This is a genomic window from Psychrobacter sp. PSi21 (assembly GCF_054960615.1).
On the sequence record NZ_JBHNYR010000032.1, the window covers coordinates 1 to 15,430 of the forward strand.

The following is a 15,430-nucleotide window of genomic DNA, read 5'->3' on the forward strand; positions in this document are numbered from 1 at the left end:
GCATAAACCATAAATTAAGCCTAACTTTTGAAGAAATCCATAACCCTGACAATATAGCTCATACATCGTCCAAATCGCATTACTACAATTTTTACCTCTATCAATAATTGAGTATAGATATTCTTTTATTCGGTCGGCTTCAAATTTATGGAAAGGGACGTATTTCGCAAAACTATCATAAAATCCATCTTCAGAACTATAATCAAATGAAATCAGCTCAAGATACAAATCAGGGTTGCTAGACTCTAATACATTATCTTCATATAGCCATAGCTCAAATGACCGTATGCTTGTTTGTTTAGTTAGTACTTGATAAATCTGTCTTTCAGCTATAGATGGAGTCATAACAACACCCTATTGACTTTGAGTAACCCTATTTAAACGCCACAATAGAGACAAAGTTTAAAAACTGAAACCATGTCAGATGACGTTTAAAGCCAACATCGCTCAACCGCGCATGATGCTCATCTAACGTATCGGTAATCAGCACATTTTCTAGTGCATTACGTTTGCCACTGATTTCCATCTCGCTATAGCCATTGGCACGTTTAAAATCGTAATAACGCTCAATCAACCACGCATCATACTGCTCATCAAAGGCATGGGTTTTTTCGGTCAATACCAGTATGCCGCCTTCACTCAGCGCCGCATATATTTTCTCTAACACTGCGACTCTATCGGCTGCTGGCAAAAACTGTAGCGTTAAATTTAAAATCACCATATCGCAGGACTCAAGCTCAATATCACGAATGTCTGCGGTAATGACTTCGATATCGTGCTCAGGATAATTGTCACTCAATAACGTCGTGGCTTCGGTCGTCATCGCAGGTGAGATATCAATCGCTTTGATTTGCAAATCTTGCGGGTCAAACTCACCTGCCAGCGTCATACTGGCAGCGCCCAATGAGCAGCCCAAATCATAAATACGGCTGACACGCTGACCGCTGCCTTTTTGCTGGCGATACTTGCAATGACGACGCGCAAAGAGGGGCAACATCGCCAATACCTGACCGTACCCCGGCACGCTACGGCGAATCATATCAGGAAAACACGACACCACCTGCTCATCAAAGGAAAAACGCGCCGCTTTGTCCAGTGGCGTGGTAAATAGCGTATCATGCTGGATGGTTGGGGCAGTGTCGGGCGTCGGCTGGCTCATGGTCACACTCATTATTCAAATAAAAGATGGGCAAACCGCACCGTTTTTATCAGCGCTGCAGTCATACCACACGTAGCAAAAGCCCATTATAACATTACCGTTTGTTACTTAGCGCCCCTAAGCTGCCTGCTAAGCTAAATGCATGCTGTGACGGCGAATATTTCTCCCGTCATCTTGCTCACAATTCATAATAATAGGACAAATTATGCAAACCATTATTTTAGGCGGTGGCTGTTTTTGGTGCACCGAATCGGTATTTTTGTCATTAAAAGGCGTGGATAGCGTGGTTTCAGGCTATATGGGCGGCGAAGCGGCAACTGCCAATTACCAAGCGGTCTGTAGCGGCAACAGCGGCCATGTGGAAGTGATCAAAATCGATTTTGATGCTGACATCATCCCACTTGAAGTGATTTTAGATATTTTCTTTGCCACCCATGACCCCACCACCAAAGACCGTCAAGGCAATGATGTCGGCAGCCAGTACCGCAGTGTGGTGTATTATACTGATGACGCGCAAAAACCAACGGTCGATCGCACCATCAATAAGCTGCGCGATATGGGCATTGATGTGGTCACTGAGATTCATCCTGCCAGCGAGTTTTATCCTGCTGAAGACTATCATCAAGACTTCTTTAACAAAAACCCAGGACAGGCTTATTGCAACTTTGCGATACCGCCAAAGCTTGCCAAACTGCGTAAAGAGTTTACCAAATACATGCAGGCGTAATATGCCGCATCGACAATAGACTCCTTATTTGGCTCAGCGCTTCGACCATAAGCGCTGAGTTTTTTTGTGCTCTATTTTTGACTACGATTGGCTTTGGCGTTCTATTGCTTTGCTGGTAACTGATACCCTTTAGATGATCGCGTTTACCCATAGGTCATGGCTTTTATTTGATCGCTTTGTGATCCATCACAGCCGTTGCCAGACGTTCGAATATGTTAACGATGGTCAGATAAGTCTTTAGTTTTATACTTATTTTCGCTACTCTTTTATAGGTTTGTTAAATGTGTTAGCCGCGCACGTTACTGCTGCTTTTATTATTATCGATAGGATACTGTCATGCGTTTGTTTCCCCTCTCTACCCTCTCGCTACTGAGCGCCGCCATTGGCCTGAGTGTGTTCAGTCAAGCGCAAGCCGCGCGTCCACCAGCACCAGATTTATCCAACAGTGAGTTTCAGCAATGTTTAGATGGTCTCAAAAATTCAAGTAAGTTTCGCGGGGTAAATAGCTATACCTTTAACAACTATCGCCCAAGCCAGCCTGAACCTAGTGTCATTCAATCTCTCAACTATCAACCAGAATTTCAAAAAGACGTCTGGGATTATTTATCAGCGCTGGTGGACAAAGAACGTGTCGAGGATGGTATCCGTGCCAAGCGTCAATGGGCAGATACCTTGCGCCAAATCGAGTCGCGCTACGGCGTCAAAGCGGAGCATGTGCTTGGCGTGTGGGGCGTTGAGTCCAACTTTGGTCAAACGTTGGGCAAAAAACCATTATTTGAGTCACTAGCCACCTTGTCTTGTTTTGACCGCCGTCAGAGCTATTTTCGCGGTGAATATGCCAATGCACTCAAAATTGTGCAAAACGGCGACATCAACCCCAATGATATGACCGGCTCATGGGCAGGCGCATTTGGGCAAACGCAGTTTATGCCCAGCACCTTTTTAGAGCTGGCAGTGGATTTCGATGGTGACGGTCGTCGTGATCTCGTCAATAGCGTGCCCGATGCGCTCGCCTCTACCGCAAACTTTTTAGACAACCGCGGCTATCGCACGGGTGAGCCATGGGGTTATGAAGTCAAACTGCCTGATGGATTTTGGGCGGCATCCAACCGTAAAGATAAAAAATCTATCAGCCATTGGCGCAATCAAGGCCTGACGCTGGCTAACGGTAGCCCGCTACCTTATGACTTGAGTCGTGCGGGTTTGTTACTGCCAGCTGGTATCGATGGTCCTGCTTTCTTGGTGGGCAAAAACTTTGATACTTTCTACTCTTATAACGCTTCAGAAAACTATGCCTTAGCCATCGCGCATCTATCAGACCTGATCACTCGCGAAGACAGTCGCAAAACAGACTTTGCCACTGCTTGGCCAACAGACGATCCGGGTATCAGTCGTCAGCAAGCTAAAGATATCCAGCAAGCGCTGCTGAATGCAGGCTATGATATTGGCGGTGTTGATGGCATCATCGGCGATAACACCCGTACGGCGATTCAGCAATATCAAACCAGTCGCGGCATCTTCCCCGCTGATGGCCGCGCAGGGCAGAAATTCTACCGTGCTATCGTTACCGATAATACCGTACGTGCCAATGCCTACAATAACGGCTATAGCAACACTTACGGTCAATCCACGCGCCCGCAGCCGCTCACCCCAGCACCTGCCGATCGCATGGGCCAATTGATTGAGCAGCAATCAGTCACCCCAACATCAGAACGTCGCGCTGAGCCTAACGTGCGTTACCGCCGCGTGATTGATGCGAATGGAGTCACACGTTTGATCCGCATAGATGGCGGATCATAAGTCATCACGATGACAGAACAAAAAAAGGCCATACTACATATAGTATGGCCTTTTTAATACATCATCTTTTATAGCGTAAGTAGGTTACTCATGTGCCATTTTTATACAAACGGCGGCGGATTTGGTTTGCCGTTTTCACCATTCCAGTTTTCACGTGCTTTTTCATCAAGGTCTTCGGAAGTTTTAGGTTCCCATTTGCCATTTTCTTGCCATGTGGCATCGCCCCAATCGTCTTTTTCTTCATCATCCCAGTCGCGGTAGGTCTTGCTTGGGTCGATACCGCGGCGCTTCATGTCCGCAACTTGCTCTTCTAAGGTGTGAAATTGGTCAGCATCATGCATGGTTTTTGATAGCTCATCGATCTCTCTATTGAGATCATCATGGTTAGCATTGCTCATTGTTCTCTCCTTAATCTTGCTTCGTTTTTTATCTGGCACATGTCAATTGCAGGTGCCCTTGTTATTTTGATGACATCCGCGCAAAATTCGGGCAACGGATGTCAGTGACCATGACTTTCATTGTCAGACCATAATTGTCAGACCCTGTTGGTAGCTCTTATTATTTAGGCTTTTGAAAGGATTAACAAGGAGACACGCGTATATTTTGTATTACAGAACGTAGTCTGAGCGCGCAGGTTGGTGCGATTGAGAATAAATGATCGCAATCACGGTAATCAGTGTGGTCGTTGATATTAACTGGCTGCAGACTTATTACTGGCTACCTCATCGCATTCTTGGCTGTCTTTAAACTGCTTTTTGGCATAAAAAGTCAGCTTCCACAGCTCTTTTGAAGTTCGTGACCCTGAAGGCATTAACTCGATCCAGTTGGCTTTGACCATTGAGCGCTGCAGTTTGACCAAGTCATCCGATAAAATCTGACAGCGTGAGACAGCATGTACTTTTGGCATTAAGCGTTTGATGTTGATTTCAGCGCGAGGTGTGATGAGGCTGTTTATACAATTTTGCAAACCATATCGTGAGAAAGCTGCAGGAATTTTAACCAATGCTGCTAAGATATCGCACCACGTGACTCTAAGCATCATGGTGACGTCAGTTAAATTTCCTCCTTCATAAGCTTGAGCGGTATATTCAATATTCACCTGCTCATCGAGTGCTATTGATTCTGTGACCGTATCAACAGACGAAGGGGGTGCAGGCTCATCACCGATGCCCTTACTGATAATACTACTATAAGCAGATGAAGTAGAGTAACGTGGGGTGATGATCGGTTTGCTGGCAGTGGGAGAGGATGATTGCTCCGCCTGCACCCAGCCCATGGAAGGATATTTATCCTCCATACTGTCATAGGCATAAGTGAGCAGCTGTTCAATGTTGGTATCATTGTCGTAGTAGTACACCCGATTGGCTTGCTGCTCGACCAATCGCATAAAGTCTTGCAGCTGGCGACTGATCTCAAAATCATCACTTTGGGTTTTAATCAAAACCAGCATTGGCTTGAGCTTGGCTTTGGCGCTCAAATAACTTAAGTGCATCTGACTGACACCGGTTTTATGTGTCATACCATAGCTGTCACCAACGATGACCATGGTATAGTCGCATGCATCAATGCATTGACGGCTATATAGCGTTGCTTTTGGTAGCCGGCTTGAAACGTCGTATGTCAAAAATGCCCGAGACTGAAGAAAAACAGCTATTTCTTCTAACAATAGCTGTTGATCGTTTGCAGCACAGATAACATGGATATGATAGCGACGGTTGGGCACAATAACCTCTGCAACTTGAATAAGCGTATAAAATAGAGCACAAAAATCTTATTTTTATGGCACCTAGACTACCATAGTCTTTAAAAATAAGTGCCACTTATCTGCACTTTACCCCAAATAACCATAGTAGTAATATGGATATTATGGCGCATGTTATGAATTATTTGCGGTTAACAATGGATAACGTGGCCAGCGCCACCATTACGCATGGGTTATACGTATTTCAGAACCTAACAGGCGTTGAACCAGATCACCCAGATCGGCATCGTATTTGCTGGCATAAAAAATCAGGGGCGGCTTAGCACTTTTTTGCTCATGGTCACTGTCATCAGTTGGCAAAGCTTGTTCAGCAGAGACCGCCTCTGCCAGCAGATTATGCTCAATGAGTAAGTGCCGCACGCGTGCTGCGATCGCTTGACCTGAATCCACTATCTGCATGGTCAGCTGCTGGCGCTGTATTTCCTGCCGCAAAAACGCTTTAAAAAATGGATAATGCGTACAGCCAAGCACCAAATAATCAACACCGCTATCAGCAAACTCTCTGACTTGCTGGCGCAGTCGCGCTGCTGTTTCTGAGGTCTCTGGCATGCCAGTTTCCACCCACGGCACCAAGTTAGGATCAAAATATTTGGTTACCGTTGTCTGCTGCGGTTCTGCGACCTCACTGATCACTTGGTTAAGTAACACTCCATTTAAAGTGGCCTTGGTCGCAAGTACCGCCACATGACCAGTATGACTGGCAAGCACAGCAGGCTTGAGTGCTGGAACCAGACCAACAATTGGGATATGTGGATAAGTAATCCGCGCCGCTGTCAGCGCATAGGCTGACGCACTATTACAAGCAATGACGATCAGCTTACAGCCTTGCTGATATAGCCACTCAACCGCCATCAAGGTTAAGGCTTCAATTTCAGCACTATCACGGCTACCATACGGCACATGCAAGGTATCGGCATAATAGATGTACTGTTCAGCAGGCAGTTGCGCGGCCAGATGCTGATAAATGGACAGCCCGCCAACCCCCGAATCAAACAAACCAATTGGCGCTTGTGCATCTGAAGCACTAGCCTGCATGACCGTCAGTGATACTGATGGCGCTGGGCGCAAAACGGATAGACTCATTATTTACGTACCATTGGTCGGGCATGTTGCTTCAGGTGCCTTTTTGGCATCATAGCACAGTTTGTAAGGTGTGCTTGCAGCATCTAAGACAGCCTATCGTGCTCTTCATGTCCAAAATATGTATTTTAGCATTATTTTTATCTTTGTCATGGCAAAGATATCACGATGAACAGCGTCAGTCTTGCGGCATCAAGACCTGATAGGACTGACCACCACTTTGTAGGTTCAGCACTGTCTGCCCGCCTTCTTCGCTCAGCTCACCAATTGCAATCAAATGATAAAATGTATTACGACCAATCAGCGCCATCAGACCATTACGCACCAACATATAAGGCCGTACTTGCGGCTCCCCGTCAGCATGAGTCTCCTGATAGACACGCAGCACTATCGAATGTGCGTCATCCAAGCGCACGATATCACCTGTGGTCGTGGTAAATTCTAGCCAGCGCACGCCTGCCTCTTCGACAATGCCCACATCATTAATCAGCAGCGGTACATCTTCAACCTGAATGCGCAGCTTTTGTACTGGGGTTTTCAGATAATACTGGGTATCTCCTGCCACCTCTTCTTTCCACAATATAGTGGCAAACAAGCTAACCAATGACTGACGAGTCATCTTGACACCTTCATGCCACCACTCACCATTGGCTTTGATAACCAAATCCATCTCATCAGCCTGCTCTGGGTGCCAGTTTTCTAGTGGTGGTATTGCGCGTCCCTCTCGTATGCCAGCGTTTGCCTTAAGATATTGGCTCAATGATTCAATAAAATGGCTCTCTGTATTTTCGAGCATAGCGGCCTCCCCGTTGGCGGCTACCGCGCGATTATCAGTAGTATTATTCATGACCTTCCTCCTATTATTCGTAAACGTTTGCAATATCTGGCATTACTATTCATTTTGGTTTCGGGTATGATAAAGCGACATAGGTCGTGCCATTATTGGGTGCACCTAATGACTTAACACAGCCAAACCCTACCTTAACACCGATACGCTGGCCGTCGTATCGTGTTTATAGGACTTTTCTTTTATAATGAGTAACGCATTTTTGATAAAACAGTGGCCGCACGGGTATTTATTCTCTCTGCTTTTTTCGCATCATATTGATATGATAAAGCCAATATATGGCAGTCGGTCAACTGACCTAACGAGATAACGAACGGCAAAACACCATCAAATACGCTCACGCCAAGACAGCAACATCTATTGAATCGTTTTGGCACTTGGCATATTTTTATCAAAACATCAAATTGCTAAAATCACGTAACCCCATCAGCGTTACGCTATTATCGCCACCCATATGATCATCGCAGATACGCCATCAATATTTTAGGAGTAGGTATGCAAGAACTAGACAAGCAAACGCCAGTCACAGACAGCACCCCAGACACCAGCACCACCCCCGTGGTCGCCGACGCCGCGCCTGAAATTGAACGTGAGTCCATGGAGTTTGATGTGGTGATTGTTGGTGGTGGACCTTCTGGTTTGTCAGCAGCAGTTCGTTTGCGTCAGCTTGCTATTGAAGCAGGTAACGATGAGTTCATGGTCTGTGTGGTTGAAAAAGGCTCTGAATTTGGTGCTCATATTCTATCAGGGGCCGTTATTGAGCCACGGGCGCTCAACGAGCTGATCCCAGACTGGAAAGAAAAAGGCGCGCCGCTCAATGTGCCAGCGACGGAAGATCGCGTCTATATGCTTGGCTCAGCTACAAAAACAACCAAGCTTGCTGACGCCATCGTACCGACCAGTATGCACAACGATGGCAACTATATTGTCTCTTTGGGCAATGTAGTACGCTGGCTGGCACAGCAAGCAGAAGAGCTTGAAGTGATGATGTTTCCAGGCTTTCCGGCTTCTGACATCCTCTACAATGATGATGGCTCAGTCAAAGGTATTTTAACTGGTGACATGGGGGTGGCTGCAGACGGTGAAGCCAAGCCCAGCTTTGAACCCGGTTATGAGCTGCTTGCCAAATACACTATTTTTGCAGAAGGTTGTCGCGGTCATTTGGGCAAACGCTTGATCAGTCGTTTTAGTCTTGATAAAGACGCTGATCCACAGCACTATGCTATCGGTCTAAAAGAGCTGTGGGAAGTTGAGCCTGATAAGCATGAGCAAGGTGTAGTAATGCATGGCTCGGGCTGGCCACTGACGGATACAGGCTCATCTGGAGGCTGGTGGTTGTATTTTGATGAAAACAACCAAGTCAGCTTTGGTATGGTCATCGATTTGTCTTACTCCAATCCATATATGTCGCCCTTTGATGAGATGCAGCGCTTAAAAACACATCCACTCATTCGTAATATTTTGGAAGGTGGTAAGCGCATCTCTTATGGCGCCCGTGCATTGACCAAAGGCGGACTGAACTCCTTGCCAAAACTGACATTCCCTGGCGGCGTGTTGGTGGGTGACGATGCAGGCTTCTTAAACCCAGCAAAAATCAAAGGCACACACACCTCAATGAAGTCAGGTATGCTTGCCGCCGAAGCGATTTTTAAAGCATTACAAGCAGATCGTCAGCATGATGAAGTGGTCGCGTATAGCACCATGTATAAAGAGTCTTGGTTGTATCAAGACAACTACCAAGCCCGTAACTTCTCACCTGCCATGCACCGTATGGGCCAATGGATGGGCGGTGCGTTTAACTTCCTTGAACAGAATATACTAAAAGGTAAAATGCCACTGACCATCCATGACAATTTATTTGACTATGATCAGCTAGAGCGCGCTGCTCACGCCTACCAGCCCACCTACCCCAAGGCTGATGGCAAACTGGTATTTGATAAATTGTCATCAGTATTTATCTCCAATACCAACCACGCTGAGGATCAACCAGCGCATTTGAAGCTGACTGACCCGACTGTGCCGGTATCGATCAACCTACCATTATATGCGGAGCCTGCACGCTTGTACTGCCCAGCGGGAGTATATGAAGTAGTCAAAGATGCTGAAGGCGCTAAATTTGTCATTAATGCGCAGAACTGTGTACATTGCAAAACCTGTGACATCAAAGATCCATCACAGAACATTACTTGGGTAACCCCAGAAGGCGGCGGCGGCCCCAACTATCCAAACATGTAAGATCAAAAGCCTAAACCGCAAACTGTTGACCCATCAAAAAACCGCGCTGACCATCAGCGCGGTTTTTTTAAGTATATAAAACCATCACTTAAAGATGAACGGTCATGTTCTACCTGAAGCGGTGCCACTCCGCTCAGCTCATATCTTTTTCTTACCTATTTTATGGCTCGTAAAATCTATGAAACCATTTTGTACTTACAGTTTTGTAGAATATTTTCAGTTTTCCCTATATATATAAATTAATTCTTATCTTACAAATTGGAGGATATTACTTCTTTATTAATCAAAAATATGATCGTAGTAAAAATTTGCATACAATAACTCATTGTCGCTATACTCGAATAAACATAATTATACGGTCATTTCCGAAATGACGAATGCCACTATTTGGTAGCAACTTTTAGAGGTTTAAATCAATACAAGGGTTGTGGAATTAGTAAAATTGACGTATAACTGTTCATGTATTTAATATTTCCTGTGACTAAAACATGACCAGCTTGGTAGCCAGTGATTGCGATAATATGTATTTTGTTACAAAAAGTAAGTTGAATATATCTATTGTGAATTACCAAAATTTTGTATATATTTCCCATAGGGTTTTAGATTGTTGATACCAGTAGTATCGGTGTAACCCTACGATAGCGTACACTTTTGGATCATGAACAACCAACGTTCGAATACAACCATCATGGTGCTATGCTCACCATGTGAACGAGCCATACTACCTTTTGTCAGGAAGACAAGAGTTAAAAAAGATAGCGGATTGTCTCTCTTCGGCACCATTCCCTCTTTTTTCGTGATGATGGCAATAGCGCTAAGTGTTGACTGGTCAACTGCCGTCGCTTACACGTAACGATGATCATGTACGACCTGTCACTATTTGTCTATGTAGTACTTTTTAGTCATCTCAGGTGCGCTAAAAATATAATAAACACTATTCAATATTTGGTTTTATGGGCCATTTGATGGCTTGGTTTGTATCTACCCTATATACCGTTAATGGCCTTTATATTTAGATTGGAAATTTTTAACAACGTATGGGTACAAACTATCATTAAGCGGTCATAGCTAACCACTCACCCTGTTTGATGTAAGACAAAAGGAGTTGTCCTATGGAGAATCATAACGATCCAACCGGCTATTGGCGCGCCAATGTCCGTCTCATTTTAGGCTGCCTAGTGGTCTGGGCACTATGTTCTTATGGCTTTGCTATTTTACTGCGACCATTATTATCGGGTATTGCCGTGGGCGGTACAGATTTGGGCTTTTGGTTTGCACAGCAAGGGTCAATTGCGATATTTATCCTCTTAACTTTTTTCTATGCATGGCGTATGAATAAGCTAGATAAACAATATGGCCTAGACGAGGAATAGCCCTATGAGTCAATTTACGATTAATATTATTTTTGTAGGTCTATCATTTGCACTATATTTTGGTATCGCAATTTGGGCACGTGCAGGTTCCACCAGTGAGTTTTATGTGGCAGGCGGCGGTGTTCACCCCGTACTAAACGGCATGGCGACTGGCGCTGACTGGATGAGCGCCGCCTCTTTCATTTCGATGGCAGGTCTACTTGCTGCTGGTGGTTACGGCGCGTCTTCTTATTTGATGGGCTGGACGGGCGGCTATGTTTTGCTTGCCATGCTACTTGCCCCATACTTACGCAAATTCGGTAAATTTACCGTACCAGATTTTATCGGCGATCGTTTTTATTCTAAGACCGCCGCCATGGTGGCTGTGGCTTGCTTGATTATCGCATCAACCACGTACGTCATCGGGCAGATGACGGGTGCAGGCGTTGCTTTCTCACGCTTTTTGGAAGTTGAAAACAACACAGGCCTAATTATTGCCGCCTTTGTGGTGTTCTTCTACGCGGTACTTGGTGGTATGAAAGGGATTACTTATACGCAGGTTGCGCAATATGTGGTCTTGATTATCGCTTACACTATTCCTGCTGTATTTATCTCACTTGAGCTCACAGGCAACCCTATTCCAGGGTTTGGTATGTTCTCAACACATACAGAGTCAGGTCTTCCGTTATTAACTAAATTAGACCAAGTTGTCACCGATTTAGGGTTTGCCTCTTATACTGCTGATGTGCCAAACAAGCTAAACATGGTGCTGTTTACTTTATCACTGATGATTGGTACTGCCGGTCTACCCCACGTTATCATTCGTTTTTTCACTGTACCTAAAGTTGCAGATGCACGCTGGTCAGCAGGTTGGGCCTTGGTATTTATCGCCCTGCTATATTTCACCGCGCCTGCTGTTGGCTCTATGGCACGCTTAAACCTCATTGACACCATCTATCCACAAGGCGTTAGTGAGCCTGCTCTTCCTTATGATCAGCGTCCAGACTGGATGCAGACTTGGGAACAAACAGGTCTTATTAAATACAACGACTTAAATGGCGATGGCCGCATTCAGATGTACAATGATAGTGGTCTGGGCGCCGCTGAGCTTGCCTTGACCAACGCTCAAACAGAAGGGGGTGATGTGGGCGCAGCCACAACGGCGGTAGAAAATGCGCGTATGGCCCACGATATGGAATTGAACGGACGCTTTGCAGATGCTGGTTGGGCAGGTAACGAGCTGGATGTGAATAATGATATCCTCGTACTTGCAAACCCAGAAATCGCGCAGTTACCACCTTGGGTTATCGGTCTGATTGCTGCAGGTGGTTTAGCAGCAGCCTTATCAACCGCAGCAGGTCTACTACTGGCCATCTCATCAGCCATCAGTCATGACTTGATCAAAGGTCACTTCAACCCCAATATCACGGATAAAGGTGAGCTACTTGCTGCCCGCATCTCAATGGGTGTAGCCATTGTGATCGCCACATGGCTTGGTATGAATCCGCCAGGGTTCGCCGCTCAGGTTGTGGCGTTGGCCTTCGGTATTGCTGGCGCCTCACTATTCCCAGCATTGATGATGGGTATTTTTTCAAAACGCATCAACAATATTGGCGCTATCGCTGGTATGCTAACCGGTCTGATCACCACCTTGGTTTATATCTTTGTCTATAAAGGCTGGTTCTTTGTTGCTGGAACGGCTAACTTACCAGATACTGCTGAGTATTGGTTGTTCGGTATTTCACCACTATCCTTTGGTGCAATCGGTGCCATCCTTAACTTCATCGTGGCCTTTGGTCTCTCATACACTACGAAAGCGCCACCAAGAGAAATCCAAGAGCTGGTCGAGAGCGTCCGCTATCCACGCGGTGCAGGCGGTGCTGTTGATCACTAAAATGTTCGTGGTTCCTATACGTTAAGATAGCCATCACTCATGAGCCATAGCCGCTTGTGGGTGATTTTTTATGACATCGCTGCTCAATTGGTAAATCAACTGACACATTGACCCACCGCTTCGAGGATTTGTTTTATGATTTATGAGTTTATTGCGACCATCGCTGCTGGATTTGGTATGGCTGGACTGGCACTGATTATCACCCATTTGAGCAAACTGGCAGGAAAACGCGCACCCAAGTGGTTGATACCATTGTTTGCTGCCATCGGTATTTTTGCGTTTCAGATTCATCAGGAATACAGCTGGTATGATCAGCAAGCTGCTCAACTGCCAGAGGGCGTCACCGTCATCAAAAAAATCGAAGATACCGCTTGGTTTCGGCCTTGGTCTTATATTAAGCCGCAGACCGTCCGCTTTATGGCTATCGACACTAACCGTGCACGCAGCACAGATCAGGATTTGTATTTGGTCAATTTGTATTTGTTTGAACGGCGCATGAGCGTGCAACAGATGCTACAAGTGATTGATTGCCGTGCGCCTGCGCGCGCGGACTATAGGATACCCGTAGCCAAAGAGCGCCAGCTGAGCTTAAGAGAGTATGTGACAAATACTACCCAGTGGCGACCGCTTACCACCGACGATCCGCTATTTTTGAGGGTTTGCCAGCCAAACCCGTAAAACCAAACAGACGCTGATCAAGCAAAATCAGCGGATTGATATGACCATCAGTAGTGGCGATTAACGCTGGTATAATGATGCTTTGACGTCGCACCCAGTAGTAACCCTGCACACAATCCACCAAAATGTGCGGCAAATGAGATTCCTTGCTGCGGCATCAGGCCCTGCTTAATGGTTAGCCAATAGCCAGTGCCCATCACAATACAAGCAACCAGATAACCCCAGCGCCGCGCAAATACCGCGCCGCCGATCATAAATCCCAGCATCGCAAAACACAGCCCAGATGCGCCAATATGGATAGACAGTGGCGACCCTAACAGCCACGTCATTATACCTGAAGCAACAACCAACTTAATGATGGTGCGATAAGCATTGTTTTCAAACAGGCCAAACAAAAACAGTATCTGTAACAGCACCAGTGTATTACCAAGTAGATGTGCCAGATCGCCATGCATGGTCCATGATGCCACCACCCCAATCATACTTCGAACATCAAAAACGCGCGGCGCGATGCCAAATGCATTCCAAAGGCCAAACAGCAAAACTTTATTCAGCACAAACATGCCCCATATGGGGATCAACACCACGGCGTAAAGACCAGCAACTTGTTTGAGCCTTGTCAGTATCAAAGAAAATATTGCTTGAGCAGTCATCGGGCACCTCTACATGTCACACACATATTGCTATATTTCACCCTTAATAGCTCAGCGATTGAGCGCATAGTTAGGTGCTGGCGCTGGTATAAATAATAGCTCAGCGACTGGCTGCTTTTTAGGCAAATAGCGGTTGCCATGCAGCAGAGATCCTGAATGATAGGGCACCAGTGCTGTGGGCACAAAATCGCGTGCGGCATCAATATGATGCACGGAGTCATCAAAGAAAATATGCGGTGCAAAGGTTTTTAGCACTGCTGTTTTTTCCAGACCACCTAAAAAAAAGGCCATATCAACATCAACGCCCCACTGACGCAGCGTCTTAATCGCACGCAAATCTGCCGGCGCATTACGCGCTGTCACCAATGCAATACTAATCGGACTGTGCTGCATACGCGCAGGCAGTTTTGCCTGTAGATTAGACAGCTTAATCAGTAGCTCTGCATAGGGACCTTTTTCAATCGGTAAATCACGCATTTTTGCTTCACGCTCATGAAAAGCGCGTAGGCCTTTTTGCTTATAAAGCAGCTCACCTGAATCGTCAAACAGTACCGCATCACCGTCGAACGCAATGCGAAGCTGCTGGGTATCTAACTGATAGGGGTTTACTGGGGTAGCATCCAATATGGCACAAGCACAAATATTGGCATCTGCCACTTGCTGCGCATCCTCTCGATTGGTGGTTAAAAACAGATCCACATTAAAGTCTGCGATATAAGGGGCGACTGGACTGCCTGAGATAAATGCTGAACGTGAAATATTGAGCTCATGCTCTCGAATGGCATTAAGCACTTGAATCCCCGTATCAGGACTACTTTTTGAGACAATGACTACTTCAACGAGTGGCGCTTCCGTCTCATAATCGTTTTGAATATAAGTATTTAGATTCAATAATGCTTGAATCAAGGGGTAACCTGCACCGCATTCTAGCGACTCATCCTCACGCTCAGCCATATAATCACGAAATACCTTGATGGCCATCGCAGGCTGCTGCGCTAGTAACTCTACTAAATAATTTTCAGACTCTGACAAATCAAATAGTGCGGTTGCTGAGATTGCCACAATAAGGGTGTTGCTAAAGTCAACGGCCATAACGCTCTCTACTCATTCTTATATACGATCAAAGATATATCACCTAACCTGCTATTGTCACGTATTCATCTGCTGATATCCATTGGTTTTTGACAACTTATCAAGGACAAGCCGTTATAGCATCAAAAAATTGCCAAAAAAAAGACCGCCG

The 15,430-nt window shown here is 45.8% G+C and carries 14 protein-coding genes; 6 read left to right on the top strand and 8 right to left on the bottom strand.

Annotation, left to right across the window (positions count from 1 at the left end; all coding sequences use genetic code 11):
- Positions 1–345: hypothetical protein (locus ACFI32_RS14575; protein ID WP_462627351.1), on the bottom strand; the 345-nt coding region annotated here is incomplete at its 3' end.
- Positions 346–373: 28 nt separating this feature from the next.
- Entirely contained in the window at positions 374–1,159 is a 786-nt protein-coding gene (gene cmoA, locus ACFI32_RS14580; protein WP_462627352.1) for a carboxy-S-adenosyl-L-methionine synthase CmoA, read from the bottom strand.
- A 205-nt stretch (positions 1,160–1,364) separates the two neighbouring features.
- Here cmoA and msrA point away from each other — a divergent pair, with 205 nt between their 5' ends.
- Both msrA and ACFI32_RS14590 read left to right on the top strand, forming a co-directional pair.
- Positions 1,365–1,886, top strand: a complete 522-nt coding sequence (msrA, locus tag ACFI32_RS14585) for a peptide-methionine (S)-S-oxide reductase MsrA (RefSeq protein ID WP_462627353.1) — start codon at positions 1,365–1,367, stop codon at positions 1,884–1,886.
- Between the two features lie 336 nt (positions 1,887–2,222).
- Positions 2,223–3,686 carry a lytic murein transglycosylase gene (locus ACFI32_RS14590; protein ID WP_462627354.1) on the top strand — a complete coding sequence of 488 codons (1,464 nt, stop codon included), beginning with the start codon at positions 2,223–2,225 and terminating at the stop codon, positions 3,684–3,686.
- 101 nt (positions 3,687–3,787) lie between these two features.
- Here the strand turns inward: ACFI32_RS14590 and ACFI32_RS14595 are convergent, their stop codons facing one another.
- From ACFI32_RS14595 to ACFI32_RS14610, 4 genes are all read right to left on the bottom strand, one after another.
- Positions 3,788–4,084, bottom strand: coding sequence for a hypothetical protein (locus ACFI32_RS14595; RefSeq protein ID WP_462627355.1), 297 nt, complete (start codon positions 4,082–4,084; stop codon positions 3,788–3,790).
- Between the two features lie 293 nt (positions 4,085–4,377).
- Positions 4,378–5,409, bottom strand: a complete 1,032-nt coding sequence (locus ACFI32_RS14600; RefSeq protein WP_462627356.1) for a DUF4062 domain-containing protein — start codon at positions 5,407–5,409, stop codon at positions 4,378–4,380.
- Between the two features lie 201 nt (positions 5,410–5,610).
- Positions 5,611–6,483 carry a glutamate racemase gene (gene murI, locus ACFI32_RS14605; RefSeq protein WP_462627363.1) on the bottom strand — a complete coding sequence of 291 codons (873 nt, stop codon included), beginning with the start codon at positions 6,481–6,483 and terminating at the stop codon, positions 5,611–5,613.
- 223 nt (positions 6,484–6,706) lie between these two features.
- Complete coding sequence (locus ACFI32_RS14610) at positions 6,707–7,324, bottom strand: DUF1285 domain-containing protein (RefSeq protein ID WP_462627364.1); 618 nt, start codon at positions 7,322–7,324, stop codon at positions 6,707–6,709.
- Between the two features lie 648 nt (positions 7,325–7,972).
- On the opposite strand from ACFI32_RS14610, the gene ACFI32_RS14615 reads away from it, so the two are divergent.
- The 4 genes from ACFI32_RS14615 (at position 7,973) to ACFI32_RS14630 (ending at position 13,534) form a co-directional block, all read left to right on the top strand.
- Positions 7,973–9,610, top strand: coding sequence for an electron transfer flavoprotein-ubiquinone oxidoreductase (locus ACFI32_RS14615; RefSeq protein WP_462627365.1), 1,638 nt, complete (start codon positions 7,973–7,975; stop codon positions 9,608–9,610).
- 1,112 nt (positions 9,611–10,722) lie between these two features.
- Positions 10,723–10,983, top strand: a complete 261-nt coding sequence (locus tag ACFI32_RS14620) for a DUF4212 domain-containing protein (protein ID WP_462627357.1) — start codon at positions 10,723–10,725, stop codon at positions 10,981–10,983.
- 4 nt (positions 10,984–10,987) lie between these two features.
- Entirely contained in the window at positions 10,988–12,856 is a 1,869-nt protein-coding gene (locus ACFI32_RS14625) for a sodium:solute symporter family protein (RefSeq protein ID WP_462627358.1), read from the top strand.
- A 135-nt stretch (positions 12,857–12,991) separates the two neighbouring features.
- Positions 12,992–13,534: a hypothetical protein gene (locus ACFI32_RS14630; RefSeq protein WP_462627359.1), complete on the top strand. Its 543-nt coding sequence runs from the start codon at positions 12,992–12,994 to the stop codon at positions 13,532–13,534.
- Positions 13,535–13,581: 47 nt separating this feature from the next.
- Here ACFI32_RS14630 and ACFI32_RS14635 read toward each other — a convergent pair whose 3' ends face one another.
- Entirely contained in the window at positions 13,582–14,187 is a 606-nt protein-coding gene (locus ACFI32_RS14635) for a rhomboid family intramembrane serine protease (protein WP_462627361.1), read from the bottom strand.
- Positions 14,188–14,238: 51 nt separating this feature from the next.
- Positions 14,239–15,279, bottom strand: coding sequence for a 5'-nucleotidase (locus ACFI32_RS14640; protein WP_462627362.1), 1,041 nt, complete (start codon positions 15,277–15,279; stop codon positions 14,239–14,241).
- Positions 15,280–15,430: the final 151 nt, after the last annotated feature.